An 18,239-nucleotide genomic window follows, 5' to 3' on the forward strand; every position below is an offset into this window, starting at 1 on the left:
CATCGCTGCCGGTTTATCTAATTCTTCTCCAATATCCCTATAAACTTCGAAGCCGCTGGTGATAGCGACACTCCTTTTAAATAGCACACACCGATGCTGCGCTTAGGTATCGGTTTTAAAAACTCTACTTCCTGCAGCATGCCACGTTCCAAGTACTCTTCCGAAAACTCCTTGACCACACATGCAATGCCCAAATTGATTTGGGCAAATTCCAACAACAACTCATGAGAACCTAGTTCAAATTCAGGGTAAATCTTTACACCTTCCTTCAATAGAAAGTCTTCTACATACTGACGTGAATTGGATTTCGACTCCAATAAAATTAACGGTAATCTTGCAAGCTCCTGCAGAGGCACGGGTTTCAAGAAAAGTTTTCGAAATCGTTCTCCGTATACGAACGTGTCTTGTACGTCGAAACACGCATGCTTCTCCAACGAATCATCTTCAATTGGAAAGTTACAAATGGCAATATCCACTTCGCCTGATTTCAGCGCAGCGATTAGCTCTAAAGTTGTGCCATTTGTAATTTTGAATCGAATGCCCGGAAAACTTGTATGGAAAGCTTCCAGATAAGGTAGCAGATAATAACGGGAAATCGTATCCCCTACACCTATTTTCAATTCACCTGATGATAGATTCTTCAACTCCTGTAACTTTTCATTGCCTGCCTCGATTAAATTCAGTGCCGAATTGGCATACTCGTATAGCAAGGAGCCTTCATCGGTCAATGTCACCCCTTTGGATGTACGATTAAACAGACGTGTGTCCAATGCTCCTTCCAATTGCGATATTATTTGACTAACGGCAGGTTGTGTCATAAATAAACTTCGAGCGGCTTTTGAGAAACTTTTATTATGAACAACAGTTTGGAAGACTTTATACCACTCTAAGTTGATTGACATATAACCACTCCTTATATCCCCTATTAAGTATATTAATTTTACTTATACCATAAATGAACGTTATAATACAAAGAAGAGTGATCAAATTGAGTTTCACTAAGGAGCGATTGTTTTGGGAAGAGTTGTAGGAACGGTTGTTAGAGGATTACGTTGCCCGATTATAAATGAAGGTGACAATATTGATCAAATCGTAGTGGATAGTGTATTAGAAGCTTCAGAAAAAGAGAATATTACGTTTCAAGATAAAGATATCGTATCCATCACGGAATCAATTGTAGCGCGTGCACAAGGAAATTATGCAACAATCGATGATATCGCAAAAGATATCGAAGCGAAATTCGGTGATGATACAATCGGTGTCATTTTCCCTATTCTTAGTCGTAACCGTTTTGGAAACTGCTTACGCGGTGTCGCAAAAGGTGCGAAGAAAATCGTTTTAATGCTTAGCTATCCTTCCGATGAAGTCGGTAACCACTTAGTTGAACTGGATCGTCTAGATGAAAAGGGAGTTAACCCTTGGACTGATGTATTGACTGAAGCTGAGTTCCGCGAACACTTCGGTGAGAACAAACACCCATTCACAGGCGTTGACTATATTGAATACTATAAATCATTGATGGACGAGTTCGATGTAGAGCATGAGGTCATTTTCTCCAATAATGCGAAAACGATTTTAGATTATACGAAAACTGTACTGACTTGCGATATCCATACACGTTTCAGAACAAAGCGTATTCTGGAAGCAAACGGTGCCGAAAAGATTTATGGTTTGGATGATATCTTGGCAACTTCTATCGATGGCAGTGGCTACAACGAACAGTTCGGCTTACTTGGCGCAAACAAAGCACAAGAAGACAGTATCAAGCTGTTTCCTCATAGCTGTCAGCCTATAGTAGATAACATTCAGGCCATGTTAAAAAAAGAAACAGGCAAAGATTTAGAAGTAATGATCTACGGAGATGGCGCGTTCAAAGACCCTGTAGGTAAGATTTGGGAACTGGCCGATCCAGTCGTATCCCCCGCTTATACAGATGGACTTGACGGCATTCCAAATGAAGTAAAGCTAAAATACTTAGCTGATAATGATTTCTCTGAATTGCGCGGAGAGGAATTAAAGAATGCTGTTTCTAATTTTATTGAGAATAAAGATACTAATTTAATGGGATCCATGGCTTCACAAGGAACAACTCCTCGTAAGCTAACGGATTTAATCGGTTCGTTATCCGACCTGACTTCAGGTAGTGGTGACAAAGGTACACCTATTGTCTTTATTCAAGGATATTTCGATAACTTCACAAACTAAGATGTTACACCTGTGAGAATACTCACAGGTGTTTTTTCTTTATCGCCCAAGTATTATAAACGGATCTTTTTCCTATGCTACAATGGTAATAATTTACGTGGTGTTCAGAAGAAGAGAATTGAGTTTATGACAATAGATATTAAAAGAAGAAACGCTGTACATATAACAGGTTCTGGTGAACAAACCATAGTTTTTGCACACGGTTTTGGCTGTGATCAAACGGTATGGAATCATTCGTTCCCGCATTCGAAAAACAGTATCGGATTGTGACATTTGATTACGTAGGCTCTGGTCAAAGTGATAAGACAGCCTACTCAGCAGAGCGCTATGCATCATTGCCTGGCTATGCACAAGACGTAATCGAGGTATGTGATGCCCTAGAACTAAAAGATATTATCTATGTTGGTCACTCAGTAAGTGGAATGATTGGTGTGCTCGCTTCTATCCAAAGACCTGACTTAATGGAAAAGCTAATTATGATCGGCCCTTCCCCCCATTACTTGAATGAAACCGATTACCATGGTGGATTTGAACGTGAAGATATTGATGAATTACTCGATATGATGGAGATGAACTATAAAGAGTTCACGAAATACTTAGCACCCATTGCGATGAAAAATGAAGATCGGCCATATCTCTCTGAAGAGTTCGAGTCTATGCTATGTACGAATGATCCTGGCATCGCACGTCGCTTTGCAGAAGCAACATTCATGTCAGATGTTCGTGAGGAATTACCTAAGGTTCCCACAAGAACACTTATTTTATAACCAACCGAAGACTCTATCGTACCTATGGAAGTAGGACACTATATAAAGGAGCACATTTCGGACAGTGAACTGGTCATCATGAAAGCAAAAGGACATAATCCACATATCAGTCATCCTACAGAAACAATTGATGAGATTACACGTTTTATCGAAGAGGACAGGAGCGTATAAATCATGGATGAGCAGATGGACTTATTGCCTTGCGGATATTCGTCTTAACAAGTGAATGGGAGTTTGTTGAAATGAATCAGACGATGCGAGAGATATTACGTCTAGACAAAATGCCGCGACATATGCATGACGTACTAACAGTCCCATCTAAAGTTTATTTCCAAACCTACTTCGTGCCGTCTATTTCTATGCACCAAGAAATACGGGAAATGTATTTAAACTTTAAATTAGTTAATCGTACCCTCCCTGTATTGATGAATGTCAGTAAACGCAATGGATTATATGAAGGTATTGTAGTTCCGATTACAGTACGTGATGAATATGAGAACCAGTTACTAAAATCAAAAAAAGAAGCAGAGAAAATTCAACAACAGACGGATGAAGCGTACAATAAATTACTCGGATTGCTTGAAGTAGTCGAATACAAGCAACAGCAACTTCAGGATTTGAATGGAGAACTTCAAGAGTTAGCTACACGGAATGAATTGACAGGACTCTATAATCGTCGTGTATTCCGGAGAAATTTAGATGCTGCGATCAATCGTGCAGAACTCTTTATGACGCGTTCATTCTCTTTATTAATGTTTGATATCGACCATTTTAAAACTGTGAATGACACACATGGCCATTTAGTAGGTGATGATGTGTTGAGAGAAGTAGCTCGCAAGTTGGAGTACAAAATTTACTCTCCACACCTAGTAGCACGGATTGGCGGAGAAGAATTTGCGGTACTATTTGATGACCCTAATCATCAAAAGAACTGTGAAAGAGCAGAAGAACTTCGATGCTATATAGAAAAGTCTGAATGGAATAGCATCGGGATAACCGTCAGTATGGGAATCACGAGTTTCCGCAAAGGCGATCAATCGAGCCAGATTTATGGCAGAGCTGATGATGCTCAATATACTTCTAAACGTAATGGTCGAAATTGTTTAACACGCATATGAAAAGACACTACATACAGAACGGTAGTGTCTTTTTGCATAGTTTATCAATCTTGTTCTACAATAAGAAGTTGGCGCGTCCGACTGAATAACATGAAAATACCGAGCGCGATCAGCACTATAGCCATAAGAACCAAATACAGATGCTGATAGCCGATGATCGGTACAAGTAACCCGAGTACATACGGGCCAAAGCCAAAACCAAAGTCTAAGAAAATAAAGAACGTTGACGTAGCAACACCTAAACGCTCAGGTTTCACACCTTGCAACGCAATCGCTTGTGCAGATGATTGGAAGTTACCAAACCCGAGCCCAAGAACACCGCCCGCAAGAAGTAGCATCCAACCTGCATTTGCCCCACTTAACAATAATAATCCACCTGCAAATAATAACAACGAAGGATAAACAACAAACTTATTACCCTTTACATCCAATAATTTACCGGTATATGGTCTCGAGAACAGTACAGCAATGGCGTATACTAAAAAGAAGAAGCTGGCTGCACTTACCAAGTTGATTTCCTCAGCATAGAACGAAATGAATGATAGCACACCAGAATAAGCGATAGCTGCTAACAACGTCACAAACGCAATCGGTAATGCCCGCACTTCTAATAATCCGTGAACTCCCAATTTCTTTGTTGTCGTCTGTACATTCTTTTTAGGCAGGACTGTTGGCTTTCTCTCAACGAAAAAGAACATCGCCGCACAACTAATACTGAGTACCAGACAAAACATAAAGAGTATATTGAAATGATAGTGCTGACTTAAGAAAATACCGAAAAATGGTCCAATCGCTGTAGCAAGAACTGTACTTAAACTGAAATACCCAATGCCTTCACCTCTACGTGAAGGTGGAAGCATTTGAGCTACCATTGTACCTGTCGCGGTAGAAGAAATGCCTAGTCCAACACCATGGAAGAATCGGTTCGCCATTAATAACGGTAAGTTTACTGCGCCAAAATAAAAGACGGATGCCAATACAGTGACCAATAATCCAATCAATAGGATATTTCGGCTGCCGACTTTTTCTATTAACCCACCTACAGCAAGGCGTGCAATCAATGTTCCAATGATGAAAATACCTGACACAAGACCTGCAACACTTGTTGATACGCCATACTCCTTCACTGCGTAAGGCGCAATCGTAACTATAAGTAAATACATGACTAACATTAAAAAGAAGTTAATGACTGATGTAACAATAAAGTCCTTTGTCCAGATTTTTTTATTATTCATTCAACCACTCTCTCATTTATGAAGATTTTTATTTGCTAGTTTTAACACACGAATTCCTGCTTCTAGATCTTCCACTGTAGCACCTTCAAGTAAATTGTCATAAAATACTTCCAAGTCAGCCATAACATTTACTACTGTAGCTTTTCCTTGTTCGGTCAATCCTATCCATTTCTCCCTGCGATCTGTTCCTGGCCGAATGCTGACTAAACCCATTTCCAATAGACGCTGGATAATTTTAGTGACACTGGGCTTTTCCACTTGTCTACGTATAGCAATTTCTGCTAATGTCATTTCACCATCTAACCATAACAACTTTAGTATTCCCCATTGTGAGTGAAATAATTGATACGGTGCCAACAAATTATTTAATCGATTTAACAATGGACGGTAGAGTTGAACATATTCCGGAAAAAACTGTTGTGTTTGCTCCATAAAATTTACACCCCTTATTTTTTAGTTAGTCTGGCTAACCATTTATTTTATTTTAAATCTTTTTTTATGGAAAGTAAAGCAATAGCAAGGTACTTAACGCAATCTATTTGTACAGATATGATATGATGAAATAATATTCTCTCACTGTAGTTCACTAGATGCGGGAATAAGTAACGAACAGGAGAGTGATACCCATTTGGAATAAGTATAAGAACACACCTTTTGTCGCTAAAATTACGATTGGATTTATTGCGGGCACCTTACTTGGAATCTTTTTTAACGAATACACTACTTTCCTGAAACCATTTGGAACATTATTATTAAATTTGCTCAGCCTGATCGCCATTCCTGTCATCTTCCTGACAGTTGTATTAGCTGTTAATCAAATGAACTTAGCCCAACTTGGGAAAATGGGTGGTAAGTTAATTCTCTATTATACGGCAACTACAGCGGCCGCCGTTTTAATCGGACTCTCATTGGCCATGTGGCTCAAGCCAGGTAGACATTTAACTTTACCTACTGACGCAGTAGTGGAACCTCCACATGCACCTGGATTTTCAGAAATTTTATTACAAATTGTACCAAAGAATATCTTCGAAGCTTTCACATCTGGTGATCTGATGGCCATTCTATTCGTCGCAATCATCATCGGCATGGCCATGTCTTCCATGAAATTTTCCAAAGATACGAAACTCGTTGAAATGGGCGATTTTCTTGATCGTTTCTTTAACGCATTAAATACGATGTTCTATAAAATTCTTGAAGGCGTGTTATTATATGCACCCATTGGTGTTTTCGCAATCAGTGCCACTGCTTTTGGTGAGCAAGGATGGGAAACATTACTTGGATTACTATCATTCGTCGGTGTATTCTATCTTGGCGTTTTAATTCTCTGGTTATTTGTCTATAGCGGATTCTTGAAATTTTTTGGTAATCCAGTATTACCTTTTTATCGTAATACAAAAGATGCCTATACAACTGCATTCTTCACTTCTAGTAGTATTGCTACGTTGCCCATTGCAATTGATTCTGCTAAAAAAGCGGGTGTCTCTGAGAATACAGCGAACTTCGCTTTACCACTCGGCGCAGTCTTCAATTCCGATGGCGGCGCATTGCGCATGGGTATTTCCCTGGTCTTCGCAGCGAATATCACGAACTTGAACTTATCCGCTGTAGATTTTATCGTCATCATCGCAATTGGAACCTTACTTTCTATTGGAACAGCTGGTGTTCCTGCTGCCGGATTGGTTACGCTATCTGCAGTACTTACTATGTTCGGATTACCGCTGGAGATTGTCGCTCTGATCGCCGGAGTTGATGCATTAATTGGTATGGCGGGTACCGCTTCCAATGTCATGGGGGATATTGTGGGTGCTGCTGTGGTGGATAAGAAAACGCCACGTAAGAAATTTGCATAAACCACACTGTTGATCAACGTTTAACTAGTATCGTTATCTACAATCGAACAACATCAAAAGGCAAGCCTCAATGTGAGGCTTGCCTTTTGATATTTACTTTATTATTGTGCAATGGCTTCCATTGAATGCACGATCATCTTTGCAGCATGTGCTCGTGTTGTGGAATCGTTTGGCATGAACTTGCCATTGTCCCCTGTTGCAATATTCATTTGGTAAAGACCCGCTATTGCCCACTGCGTGTCTTTTGAGAACTTCTTAATATCTGTAAACGGTGCTGCTACTGTTGGCGTGAATGGCTTTCCAGTTGCTATTTCATACGTTCGACTCAATACTAATGCTAACTGCGCACGAGTGATAGGCTTGTTTGGCATGAAGTGACCATTCACTCCACTTACTAAACCATGGTCATAAGCGGCTTGTATATCCCTCTTCGTGCTGTCCGCGTAGTCTGCTAAATCAGTAAATGCCGATTTTGTGCTTTTAGATTTTAAATCCAGCGCGCGAACAATGATTGACATAGCTTGTGCACGTGTGAGTGATGTGTCCGGTCGGAAAGTGTGATCTGCATAGCCACTAACAATACCTTTCATTGCTGCCACTTCAATTACATCTTTAGCCCAATGATTTGTGATATCTGTAAACATCACTGTTGGTTCAACCGGCTCTTGATCTATTGTGTATTTAGTATTCAAGTGCTGCATGCTCTTTTTGCCATTCTGATTAACGGCGTGAACAGAGAAATGATACTCTTTATTCGGCTCGAGATCTGTAATTTCATATGATAAGACAGGTGACATCACTTCGCCTACCATTTTATCACCAGTATAGACTTGATACATGGAGACCATTCCCGTATCAATGACCGGTTTCCAGTTGAGTTCTACTGTAGTCGAATCTTTGGCTGTGACAGTAAGTGCATCTTTTGCAAACCATGAATAGTTCTCCATCAATGATTTTTGGAAAGCCTCCATAACTACTTTATAGCCCGCTTGACTTAAATGAATATTTTCAGGATTAGGCAAGTACGTATAAGGATCTTCAGCGATTTGCTTTGATGTGTCTACAAACTGTGCCGTAGTGCCTGTTATACCTTTTTTAATCGCATCATTCAACGTTACGACAAGCTGATTTACTAATGGTTGATTCTGTGGACTCAAGTAAGGGAATGGATTGTAATAGCCCATCACATATACTTGTGCATTCGGATTCAGTTGATATATTTTAGCCAATATTTTTTGCGTATTCATCCCGACTTTCATAATAGCCGCCTGTAATTCTTCCGAGTTGAATTGCGGTGTACCTTTGTCATCAAACGTAAACTTTGGCAATACGTCATTTGCACCGATTGTTAACGTAATGAGATGTGCTTCTTTCACAGATTGATGAAGAGTAGCTGTTTTGTCGGAATGTCCGATCCCTACGATCGGCTTCGTGACGTCCATCTCAAAATCCCTCAAGACATCATCCGTTTTATAGCCTGGGTATGAAAATCCTTTATTGCTGGCCTGCAATACTTCACTTTTAGCCAGTTCCTCCGCTAAAAAGTCTGTATAGCCTTTACCGAGTTCGTTATTTGGTGTGACACCAGCTGCTAACGAATCCCCTAGCGCTAAATAATTAATAGGAGATATCCACGTAGGTGCTTTTTCAGGATCTGCAGCAGACGCTTGTAACGGCATGACTGCAATTTGCAATACTAAGGCAAATGCCATCACAACATAGCTCATCGACTTCTTGGTCATTATACATACCACCTCTCTTTTCAGATTATTGTAAATTTAATGATAGTTGGTAGCTTGCCAGTTTGTCAAATTTTAGTTCGGACATCCCAGAGTTCTGGAAAGAAGCGATGATCAAGTACAGATTTTAGATAGTGAACACCCGATGAGCCACCTGTGCCTTGCTTAAAGCCGATAATGCGCTCCACTGTTTTCATATGCCTAAAGCGCCATTGCTGATGACTGTCTTCGATATCGACTAGCTTTTCCGCTAATTGATATAAATCCCAATATCGATCTACATCCCGATACACTTCAAGCCATGCAGCCGCTACACTCGGATCTCCTTTATAAGTAATTGAAAAATCACGTGTGAGTAAGTCTGCCTTGATATCAAAACCTGCACGTGCCAAAGCTTGAATGGCTACATCATAAATTCCCGGTGCCTCATACGCTTTCGCCAATCTCTTTGACAGCTCGTTATCCTTTTCATAGATTTTAATAATTTGTGGTTGTTTATAACCTAAAGCAAACTCAATCAAACGATTTTGATAGGATTGGAATCCTGAAGCCTTTCCTAAACTATCGCGAAACTCCATGTATTCGGCAGGCGTCAATGTAGCCAAGACATCCCATGCCTGAATAATCTGAGTCTGAACTTTTGATACTCGAGCAAGCATTTTGAATGCTTCCGGCAACTCATCTTGTTGAATCGACTCGATTGCTGTCTCTAGCTCATGTAAAATCAGCTTCATCCATAGTTCATTTACTTGATGAATAATGATAAAAAGCATTTCGTCATGATGTCCCGATAGACGCTTCTGGCTCGATAATACCTGATCTAAATGCAAATACTCGCTGTACGTCATCGAATCCCTAAAATCGGTATGAATCCCTTTTTCCTTCAAGACTGTAACCTCCTGACGACTGCACGGACAGGACTTCCATCCGCATCTTCCAATGCTAAAGGCAATGCAATCAACTCATAATTCCCCACTTCCAATGAATGTAATACTAAATTCTCGATGATAATCACATCATTGCGATATAACGAATGATGACCAAGTAGATCTTTGCTAGTCTCCGAATCAACGGATGGTGTATCTACGCCGATTAGACGTACACCTCGCTCCTTCAACAGTGGCCCGACATCTTCCCCAATGACAGTGAAGTTCTCAGGAAATTTCGTTGGAGTTGGGTGACTTCCCGTTTTCACTAAAAGTCGTTCTGCACCGTCAAAATCAAATGGCTCCAAATCTGCCCGTGTCACACAGCTAACTCCTGTCACGTCTACTAAACAAGCTTTGCCTATATACAAATCCACTGGTAAATCTAAGATTTTTAATCCACCATCATCATAATGAAAAGGGGCATCCGTATGTGTGCCGATATGCGTACTCATCGTTAATTTACCTATGTTTACGGAACCGGACTGCTCTTTCGATACAGCTACTTCATAGGCAAACGGTGTATCCCCAGGCCACTCCGCAATACGCTGATTCAATGGTTGTGTAATATCGATCCATTGATTCGTCATGCTACCACCCCGCGTTCATTCGAAAATTGTTTATAAACATCTTCTTGCATAATCTTTTTGAGAATTTGTACCGTTTGCCAGACGTCTTCGAATGAATTATACAGTGCAACAGGTGCTAACCGAATACCGTCAGGCGCACGGAAGTCCGGAACGACACCTTGTGCTTTCAATGCTTGACATATTCTTGCGGCTTCCTTGTGTTGCAGTAATAAGTGGCCCCCACGTGAATCGTCCAGCGGGTTCCCGATACCAAATGAATACTCACCCAATTCATTCTCTATACAGCTCAACATAAAGCTTGTGAGTTTCAATGACTTCTCACGGATTCTCTCCATTCCAAGTTCCTCGAACATTTCGAGTGAACCGAGTAGCGGAGCCAGGCTCAATATATGCGGCGTGCCGATTTGGTATGCGCCTGCATCTGTTGCAGCTGTCATCGTATGATTCATATCAAATTGCTTGGTCTTATCAGAGCCAAACCATCCTGCAAGACCTGCCTTTTTACCGAAATGTCGTTCATTGACGAATAAACCACCAACGGATCCAGGTCCGCCATTCAAGTGTTTATATGTACACCAAAAAGCGAAATCTACGTCCCATTCATGAAGTGCATGTGGTACGGATCCAACCGAATGCGATAAATCGAATCCAATTATGATATCTCTTTCTTTCGCGGCTTGCGTAAGCGTTTTCATGTTTAGCACCTGACCACTGCGATATAGAACTGAAGGCAGTACAATTAACGCGACGTCTTCCGTCATTGCCTCAATGATTCGCTTTTCATCAAGCGTAAGTCCATCTTCACTTTTCACACGCATCAGATGCTCTTCCGGATCAAGCCCCTGTACACGAATCTGACTTTGCAACGCATATATATCTGACGGGAAATTCAATTCATCCGCTAGTATTTTCGTTCGTTTTCCCGAAGGTCGATAAAATGTGGAAACCATTTGATGTAAATTGGTCGTAGTAGAACCTGTTGCAATCACTTCAGATTTCTTCCCGCCAACTAATGGTGCCATTCTATCCCCTATTTGTTCTGCCATGTAATACCACGGATGCATTCCTTCTGTCCAGCCATCGATTGCAAGTGCTTTCCATGTATCTACCAGTTCGAATAACTTCGCTTCTGCACGCTTCGATAATAATCCAAGTGAATTTCCATCCATATAGATTTTCTCTAGCGGTAAATAAAATTCCTCTCTGTAAGGCGCAAATGAATCTTGCTGATCTAGTACTTTTGCAAACTCTAGTGTATTGGAGCTCATATACATTCTCCTTTCTATCTGTACATAAATAATACCATATTGGCATTCAATATCGTCTGAATAATGGCATAACACGTATCGATAATCTATGCTAGACTTTACAAAAAAGGAGGTTGCATCACTATGGAAAAATTTACAGAACAAGCCGTGGCAATCATTCTAGCTATTCCTCCAGGTCGAGTGATGACCTATGGGCAAGTAGCTGCGGAAGCAGGAAATCCTCGAGGTGCAAGACAAATTTCACGTATTTTACATTCGATGAGTGCTAAATATGAATTGCCTTGGCATCGTATCATCAATGCACAAGGTGGAATCTCGACTCCGGAAAACGCAGAAGGAAAAGGCGAGACACAACGTGAGCGATTGCTCGCGGAAGGTGTTCAATTCAACGCAAACGGCCGTGTCTCACTCGATACATATCGTTGGCATCCGGACTGAATGGGAGTATGTAGTTAAGGTTATTGAGATTGAGCGGTTATGCACGAACTATGAGCGCTTGAGCAAGCTGATTGAGCGCTCACCGAGATTGATAGAGCGGTTGTGAGGTTGCATTGAGCGGTGAAGCACGAACTATGATCACTTATACGAATTAATGAGCGAATAAGCTGATTTCCACTTATATCAACATAGAAAAACGCTTGGCATCTTATGTGCCAAGCGTTTTGTCTATCTATACTTGTAATAAACTCAAAAACTTCTTAGTTCGCTCATGCTTTGGATGGTTGAAGATCTCAGCTGGTGCACCGCGTTCTACAATGACACCATCATCTATAAAGATTACCTCATCGGCCACTTCCTTAGCGAACCTCATTTCATGTGTTACGACAGCCATCGTCATCCCTTCATGTGCTAGGTCCTTCATGACTCGAAGTACTTCACCGACAAGTTCAGGGTCGAGAGCGGATGTCGGCTCATCAAACAACATGACTTTCGGATCCATCGCAAGTGCTCGTGCAATTGCAACACGCTGTTGCTGACCGCCTGAAAGCTGGAAGGGATGCTTGTCCTTATGATCAGCCAATCCTACTTTATCTAGTAGCAGTTCAGCCTTCTTCACGGCTTCTTTATGCGATAGCCCTTTGACTGTAGTGAGTCCTTCCGTCACATTACCTGTCGTTGTCAGGTGCGGAAACAGGTTATAGCTCTGAAATACCATTCCTGTCAAACGACGAAATGCACTGATAGATTTCTTCGAGACCGATGTATTAAAGTCTAGCTTCTGTCCATCTATAGACAGCACGCCACCATTCGGTGTTTCGAGCACATTCAGACAACGTAACAACGTAGATTTACCAGAACCTGAAGGACCGATAATCACGACCACTTTTCCCTGCTCGATTTCCAAGTCTACATTTTTTATTACTTCTTGCGATCCGAAAGACTTTTTCAATCCTTGTATAGAAATCATGATAATCCCCCTGACTTACCGACAACTCGATCCAGGCGTATTTCAATTCTACCTTGGATGATCGACAAGATGAAACAAATTACCCAATATACTAGAGCCGCCATGATATAGACGAATAAAAATTCATAGTTCATAGAGGCAATTTCTTGCGCCCTCCTAAATGTCTCAGCTACTAAAATAGTAGCTGCAAGCGACGTATCTTTCACCAGTCCAATAAAGGAATTCGAAAGCGGTGGTACGGAAACTCTAGCGGCTTGCGGCAAAACAATCTTCCGCAATGCCTGCGAGTAATTCATACCGATAGAATATGCTGCTTCCCACTGTCCTTTAGGAATGGACAGTATAGCTGCTCGAATGATTTCCGAGGCATAGGCACCGACATTCAATGAAAAGCCTATGATGGCCGACGGGAAGGGATCAATGGTGATACCAATTGTCGGCAAACCGTAGAATATGATAAATAATTGTACAAGCAAAGGCGTTCCTCGGATGATTGATACATACACTCGCGCTATTGCTCGCAATAATTTATTAGATGAAATTCTCGCTAATGCCGTAAAGATTGCAATGATCAATCCAATACTAAATGCGATGATTGCCAAGGGGATGGTATACTTAATAGCCCCTTCAATCAATGGCCCGATGGATGTTGATGCGATTTCTTGGAATCTCTGTATACGTTCGGGACTTAGTGCAATCGTATTAAGATACATCTTCGCCGAACCATTTTTCGGAGATCGTCTTCAATGTACCATCTTCACGCATCGCATCCAACGCTTTGTTTACTTCTTCTATTAAGTCTTCATTGCCTTGTCTGAATAAAAAGGCGCTCTCTGATTGATTCTCTTCAGAGATTTCTTCTTCCTCAACAACTTTAATCGGCGCATCAGGTTTTTGTTTTAAGTAATCAAGTGCAGAAAGTTTATCGTTATACGTGCCATCTACTCGTTTTGAAACGACTAAGTCGACTCCTTGGTTGAATCCGTCGATTTTTATGATTTCCGCACCATTAGCTTTTGCTAGTTCGCCATAGTTACTTGTCAATGTCTGCGCAGCTTTCTTTCCTTCCATTCCATCAAACGCAATATCCGCGTCTTCACGAACGACTAAGACAGAGTTCGAGTGCGTATAGGCTTGAGAGAATTCATACTTTGCTTTGCGCTCTTCATTTACACCGACTTGATTGGCAATCATGTCAAATCGTTTCGCATCTAACCCTGCAAAAACAGCATCCCACTGTGTTTCAAAAAACTTTGCTTCCACGCCTAAACGTTTCGCAACTTCTTGTGTAACTTCCACATCATAGCCTGTGAGCTTTCCAGATTCATCGTGAAAAGAGAAAGGTGCGTATGTTCCTTCCGTTCCTACATTGAGCACACCGTTTGCGAGAACTTCTTCTAGCAGACCGTCTTGCTCTGCCGGTTTTTCAGCGGAGTCATTGGGCTTACTTTCTTCTTTACCACCACATGCTACCAAAACAGCAGCCAATAAAACGATCATAAATGGTAGAAGTACTTTCTTCATCTATAAAACCCCACTATTCTTATAAGTATTTGTTGTTTAGAATCATAAAAGATTGAGTAGACTCTGTCAACATGTAAAGCTTGCATCATACGTTATTACACTATACAGAATTCGTTGGTAAAACTAAATACTTCTGTCTTACGATAGTAAAATAATAATTTGATGCCTAACACGTTTTAATTCCCTAAAGAAGGGGCATACAATCGCTATACTACTAACTTAGGGGTTGGATCACATGGATCAAGAATCTGAGAATGCACGAAGGAAATTAAATAAAACATTAAAGCCATCATGGGTGTTTGCTATCGCACTCGGCTCATCTGTTGGTTGGGGAGCGTTCATCTTACCAGGGGATTGGATTCAATCTTCCGGACCACTAGGCGCAGTCATTGGATTAGGAATTGGCGCACTCGTGATGATGATCATCGCCTCCAGTTATGGTGTAATGATCAAGAAGTTTCCGGTTTCCGGGGGCGGATTTACATACGCTTTTGTGGCGGCAGGGAAAGTATGGGCGTTTATTTGCGGCTGGTTCTTGTCACTCGGTTATATATCGATCGTCGCATTAAATGCTTCTGCACTCACTTTATTACTGAAATTTTTAGCTCCCGGATTTATGAAACAAGGGTTTCTATATAGCGTCGCAGGATGGGACGTATACATACCTGAAATCATTGTTGCTAGTTTGCTGATTTTAGCATTCGCATTTATTAACACGACAGGAACAAGTATTTCAGGTCAGATTCAATTTTATTTCAGCGTCTTGCTTGTTGCCGGTGTCATAGTACTCGGTATCTTCACATTCGCTGGAGCCGAACAACCGCTTGCCAATTTGCAGCCATTGTTCAAAGGGAATCAGTCAATTATTACTTCTATACTTGTAGTATTGGCAATTGCACCATGGGCATACGTCGGATTCGATAATGTGCCGCAAGCTGCAGAAGAATTCAACTTTTCCCCTCGTAAAGCAACTATGTTAATTGTAGCTTCTCTTTTCACATCTTTCGTAATCTATGCGATCATGATTGGCCTGACTAGCTGGACATATCCTGCAACGGCTAACATCGGAAACGGTGACTTGTGGGCAACAGGCGAAGTTGTTCGTTCCGCACTAGGAATCGGAGGACTAGGTATTATGGCAGTAGCGATTGTCATGGGAATCTTCACTGGTTTGAATGGTTTCTTCATGTCCTCAAGTCGTCTATTATTCTCTATGGCGCGTGCACGTGCATTACCTAACTTCTTCCGTGAAATGACGGCAAACCAAACACCTAAATGGGGGATCTGGTTCGTCGCATTAATTACTTTGCCGACACCATGGTTTGGTCGCCAAGCATTGACATGGATCGTTGATATGTCTTCAATGGGCGTATCTGTTGCCTACTTCTTCACATGTCTGGCAGCATTTAAAGTACTAGCGTGGGGTAAAGAGGAAATAGGACGTGAAATTGCTCCATTGAAAAAGCTTTTGGCATTACTAGGAATGGTGGCTAGTGGATCGTTCTTGGCATTACTACTTGTGCCAAACTCTCCAGCGGCACTCACAACGCCTTCTTACTTATTATTACTTACTTGGACAATCGTTGGTGTAATCTTCTATACGGTTATCCGCAAGCGTTACAACAGCCTGACACAAGATGAGACGGAGTATTACATATTAGGGAAATCCATCGACTCAGAAGTGATGGATGCAGCAACTGTAGAACCCGATACCGATCTTCCTGTTCCAGAAGCTACTCGTTCATAAGCATACTAAATAACGGACCGCCACAAGTTTACACTTCTTGTGGCGGTTCTTTCCTTACAGTAGAAAGAGGCTGGGACAAAAGGTTCTCAGCAACCCAAAAAGCCGAACTATTATTAGAGATGCTAACACAGCATTCTGCAATAGTTCGGTTTTCTGTATTTAGATAATAAAAAACGTATTTATCATTCGGCTTTGGACAAAGCTAAATTAGTTATGTCCCAGCCTCTTTCTTACGATTAGTCAACCTTTTTAAAAGATTAATTTATACTTTCTAGGATGGTTAAGCGGGGTGGGATATCCCACCCCGCTTAACCATCCTCTTTAGATACGCCAAAAAGACCTGACGATTTTGTTTTTTTCGAAAGGTCATTGTGGTATAGTTCTAGGTAGGTGATTACGATTTCTGAGCTGGTAGTGCGGACTCATAATCGTAAAGAATGCCACGCGTCAGTAACTGAAATGTCACTTTCAGAAACTTATTGATGCAGGCGATGATCGCAACCTTATGAGGCTTCCTCTGAGGTTGCTTTTTTAATTTGTAGTAATGGTCTACAAAATGATTCGGCTTTCCTTTAGCCATAAGCATAGCGCATATCATAAAATATAAAATCTTCCGCAGATGTTTGTTTCCTCTTTTATTAATACGATCTCTATATTGTGTATTACCCGACTGATATCGCATGATATCGATGCCTGCGTAGGCGTTCAATTGTTTCGCATTCTTAAAGCGGCGAATATCTCCAATTTCTCCGATTAATCGGCATGCCGTCGAATCGCCTATACCCGGTATCGAGCGGTAGACAAGATATTCTTTTCGGCCTTCTGATAACTCTTTCATTTGTTTCACCAGTGTATCTTTCTTCTCCATCAAATCTGCAATTCGGGACGCGTAATCACGAACCTGGTCGCATCGAATATCATTCGGTTTAATGGCTGGATAGCTGTTTCGCGCTGCTTCCAATAGAACGGATGCTTTCGCTTCGGCCCGTGTCAACGAAAGGTTCTTTCTTGTATTAGCTTTTAAACGATTCTTAATGATCGTCTTTGAATGATCCAGTAAAAGTGCAGGATGCGGATAGAGTTGAACAATATTTAAAAACAGAGCCGAACTTGGTGTAATAAGCTTTTCTAATTCTGGAAAACTGAGATGTAGAATTGAATGCATCCTGCTTTTCAGTAAAATCATTTCTTCATCGACTTCATCGTAATAACGTGTCATCGCACGCATCTGTTCATAATAATCATCTTGGATATATGTATTTTTACGCTCCACTTGAAAATGAGTTTTCGCAAGTTCATGAGCATCGCTAAGATCCGTTTTGTGCCGTCGCATCTTCGCCATCTGTAAATTGGCTTCAAGTGGATTCATGCGGCAATATGCATAGCCAAAATCTTTTAGAAATGCTTCGACAGGTTTTGAATAAACGCCGGTTGCTTCAAACACGATATCTGGCGCCCGTCCATCTACCTTCGTGATCTCTGCCATTCTTTCGTGTAATCGTTCAAATTCAGCACGTGTATGATGTAATTCGCCTTCAAATTCACATTGGCGATAACCATCATAAATCGCAATCGTACTTTTTCCTTTACTCACATCTAAAGCTACGACATGTTTCATGTTCATTTCTCCTTCTTTACCAATTATAGAAGCCTTCACAAACCTTATCGATTCCACTTTCTTATACACGATCTCTTTGGACCCAACATACTAAACTGATTCATATAAGGGCGTGAAGTTAGCCGGTTTTATATACGGACTCACAAATGGTCCCAGAGGCTGGTCGGCTTTTCTTCACTTCTACTATAAAAAATAGTAGCACAAACCATGGCCTTGGTTTGTGCTACTAATGTTAGTATGTTTT

Annotated in this window: 16 protein-coding genes and 1 pseudogene; 6 read left to right on the plus strand and 11 right to left on the minus strand. The window is 41.1% G+C overall.

The features are described from left to right. Window positions 1-17 precede the first annotated feature (17 nt). On the minus strand, window positions 18-902 hold the full coding sequence (locus tag CSV80_RS05020) for a LysR family transcriptional regulator (protein ID WP_099669981.1): 885 nt from the start codon (window positions 900-902) through the stop codon (window positions 18-20). Window positions 903-1,014: 112 nt separating this feature from the next. On the opposite strand from CSV80_RS05020, the gene CSV80_RS05025 reads away from it, so the two are divergent. The 3 genes and pseudogenes from CSV80_RS05025 to CSV80_RS05035 all read left to right on the plus strand — a co-directional run bounded on the left by CSV80_RS05025 (window position 1,015) and on the right by CSV80_RS05035 (window position 4,090). Beyond that, window positions 1,015-2,205: a coenzyme F420-0:L-glutamate ligase gene (locus tag CSV80_RS05025; RefSeq protein WP_099669982.1), complete on the plus strand. Its 1,191-nt coding sequence runs from the start codon at window positions 1,015-1,017 to the stop codon at window positions 2,203-2,205. 126 nt (window positions 2,206-2,331) lie between these two features. Beyond that, window positions 2,332-3,143, plus strand: a pseudogene (locus CSV80_RS05030) (alpha/beta fold hydrolase). Between the two features lie 71 nt (window positions 3,144-3,214). Further along, the gene (locus CSV80_RS05035; RefSeq protein ID WP_099669983.1) at window positions 3,215-4,090 is read left to right on the plus strand and encodes a GGDEF domain-containing protein; all 876 of its coding nucleotides are present in this window, start codon (window positions 3,215-3,217) and stop codon (window positions 4,088-4,090) included. A 44-nt stretch (window positions 4,091-4,134) separates the two neighbouring features. On the opposite strand, the gene CSV80_RS05040 is transcribed toward CSV80_RS05035, so the two are convergent. Next, window positions 4,135-5,325, minus strand: a complete 1,191-nt coding sequence (locus CSV80_RS05040; protein WP_099669984.1) for an MFS transporter — start codon at window positions 5,323-5,325, stop codon at window positions 4,135-4,137. Window positions 5,326-5,337: 12 nt separating this feature from the next. After that, window positions 5,338-5,757, minus strand: coding sequence for a MarR family winged helix-turn-helix transcriptional regulator (locus CSV80_RS05045; RefSeq protein WP_099669985.1), 420 nt, complete (start codon window positions 5,755-5,757; stop codon window positions 5,338-5,340). 185 nt (window positions 5,758-5,942) lie between these two features. On the opposite strand from CSV80_RS05045, the gene CSV80_RS05050 reads away from it, so the two are divergent. Beyond that, window positions 5,943-7,175, plus strand: a complete 1,233-nt coding sequence (locus CSV80_RS05050) for a dicarboxylate/amino acid:cation symporter (protein WP_233201526.1) — start codon at window positions 5,943-5,945, stop codon at window positions 7,173-7,175. Window positions 7,176-7,276: 101 nt separating this feature from the next. Here CSV80_RS05050 and CSV80_RS05055 read toward each other — a convergent pair whose 3' ends face one another. The 4 genes from CSV80_RS05055 to kynU form a co-directional block, all read right to left on the minus strand. Continuing rightward, window positions 7,277-8,917, minus strand: coding sequence for an S-layer homology domain-containing protein (locus CSV80_RS05055; protein ID WP_099669986.1), 1,641 nt, complete (start codon window positions 8,915-8,917; stop codon window positions 7,277-7,279). 65 nt (window positions 8,918-8,982) lie between these two features. Further along, window positions 8,983-9,855, minus strand: coding sequence for a tryptophan 2,3-dioxygenase (gene kynA, locus CSV80_RS05060; RefSeq protein WP_255407636.1), 873 nt, complete (start codon window positions 9,853-9,855; stop codon window positions 8,983-8,985). Next, window positions 9,798-10,430, minus strand: a complete 633-nt coding sequence (gene kynB, locus CSV80_RS05065) for an arylformamidase (protein WP_099669987.1) — start codon at window positions 10,428-10,430, stop codon at window positions 9,798-9,800. The genes kynA and kynB overlap by 58 nt, the downstream gene beginning before the upstream one ends. Then, window positions 10,427-11,698, minus strand: a complete 1,272-nt coding sequence (gene kynU, locus CSV80_RS05070) for a kynureninase (RefSeq protein WP_099669988.1) — start codon at window positions 11,696-11,698, stop codon at window positions 10,427-10,429. The genes kynB and kynU overlap by 4 nt, the downstream gene beginning before the upstream one ends. A 123-nt stretch (window positions 11,699-11,821) precedes the next feature. On the opposite strand from kynU, the gene CSV80_RS05075 reads away from it, so the two are divergent. Beyond that, on the plus strand, window positions 11,822-12,136 hold the full coding sequence (locus CSV80_RS05075) for an MGMT family protein (RefSeq protein WP_099669989.1): 315 nt from the start codon (window positions 11,822-11,824) through the stop codon (window positions 12,134-12,136). Window positions 12,137-12,368: 232 nt separating this feature from the next. On the opposite strand, the gene CSV80_RS05080 is transcribed toward CSV80_RS05075, so the two are convergent. From CSV80_RS05080 to CSV80_RS05090, 3 genes are read right to left on the minus strand one after another with little or no spacing between them, the layout of a single operon-like run. Continuing rightward, window positions 12,369-13,106, minus strand: a complete 738-nt coding sequence (locus tag CSV80_RS05080) for an amino acid ABC transporter ATP-binding protein (RefSeq protein ID WP_029053369.1) — start codon at window positions 13,104-13,106, stop codon at window positions 12,369-12,371. Next, window positions 13,103-13,819 carry an amino acid ABC transporter permease gene (locus CSV80_RS05085; protein ID WP_099634949.1) on the minus strand — a complete coding sequence of 239 codons (717 nt, stop codon included), beginning with the start codon at window positions 13,817-13,819 and terminating at the stop codon, window positions 13,103-13,105. The genes CSV80_RS05080 and CSV80_RS05085 overlap by 4 nt, the downstream gene beginning before the upstream one ends. Next, window positions 13,809-14,630: an amino acid ABC transporter substrate-binding protein gene (locus CSV80_RS05090; protein WP_029053371.1), complete on the minus strand. Its 822-nt coding sequence runs from the start codon at window positions 14,628-14,630 to the stop codon at window positions 13,809-13,811. Before CSV80_RS05090 ends, CSV80_RS05085 begins: the two co-directional genes overlap by 11 nt. 235 nt (window positions 14,631-14,865) lie before the next feature. Here CSV80_RS05090 and CSV80_RS05095 point away from each other — a divergent pair, with 235 nt between their 5' ends. Then, window positions 14,866-16,377 (plus strand): APC family permease, encoded by a 1,512-nt coding sequence (locus CSV80_RS05095; protein ID WP_099669990.1) that lies wholly within the window; start codon window positions 14,866-14,868, stop codon window positions 16,375-16,377. A 394-nt stretch (window positions 16,378-16,771) separates the two neighbouring features. On the opposite strand, the gene CSV80_RS05100 is transcribed toward CSV80_RS05095, so the two are convergent. Then, complete coding sequence (locus CSV80_RS05100; RefSeq protein ID WP_099671845.1) at window positions 16,772-17,995, minus strand: IS110 family RNA-guided transposase; 1,224 nt, start codon at window positions 17,993-17,995, stop codon at window positions 16,772-16,774. Window positions 17,996-18,239: the final 244 nt, after the last annotated feature.

It is taken from the genome of Sporosarcina sp. P12(2017) (assembly GCF_002743035.1).
GTDB lineage: Bacteria > Bacillota > Bacilli > Bacillales_A > Planococcaceae > Sporosarcina > Sporosarcina ureae.

Coding starts and splice junctions, on each gene's coding strand:
- kynU (WP_099669988.1), bottom strand. CDS start 11,698: ATGAGCTCCAATACACTAGAGTTTGCAAAAGTACTAGATCAGCAAGAT.
- CSV80_RS05095 (WP_099669990.1), top strand. CDS start 14,866: ATGGATCAAGAATCTGAGAATGCACGAAGGAAATTAAATAAAACATTA.
- CSV80_RS05085 (WP_099634949.1), bottom strand. CDS start 13,819: ATGTATCTTAATACGATTGCACTAAGTCCCGAACGTATACAGAGATTC.
- CSV80_RS05100 (WP_099671845.1), bottom strand. CDS start 17,995: ATGAAACATGTCGTAGCTTTAGATGTGAGTAAAGGAAAAAGTACGATT.
- CSV80_RS05090 (WP_029053371.1), bottom strand. CDS start 14,630: ATGAAGAAAGTACTTCTACCATTTATGATCGTTTTATTGGCTGCTGTT.
- CSV80_RS05080 (WP_029053369.1), bottom strand. CDS start 13,106: ATGATTTCTATACAAGGATTGAAAAAGTCTTTCGGATCGCAAGAAGTA.
- CSV80_RS05035 (WP_099669983.1), top strand. CDS start 3,215: ATGAATCAGACGATGCGAGAGATATTACGTCTAGACAAAATGCCGCGA.
- CSV80_RS05075 (WP_099669989.1), top strand. CDS start 11,822: ATGGAAAAATTTACAGAACAAGCCGTGGCAATCATTCTAGCTATTCCT.
- CSV80_RS05040 (WP_099669984.1), bottom strand. CDS start 5,325: ATGAATAATAAAAAAATCTGGACAAAGGACTTTATTGTTACATCAGTC.
- kynB (WP_099669987.1), bottom strand. CDS start 10,430: ATGACGAATCAATGGATCGATATTACACAACCATTGAATCAGCGTATT.
- CSV80_RS05045 (WP_099669985.1), bottom strand. CDS start 5,757: ATGGAGCAAACACAACAGTTTTTTCCGGAATATGTTCAACTCTACCGT.
- CSV80_RS05020 (WP_099669981.1), bottom strand. CDS start 902: ATGTCAATCAACTTAGAGTGGTATAAAGTCTTCCAAACTGTTGTTCAT.
- CSV80_RS05055 (WP_099669986.1), bottom strand. CDS start 8,917: ATGACCAAGAAGTCGATGAGCTATGTTGTGATGGCATTTGCCTTAGTA.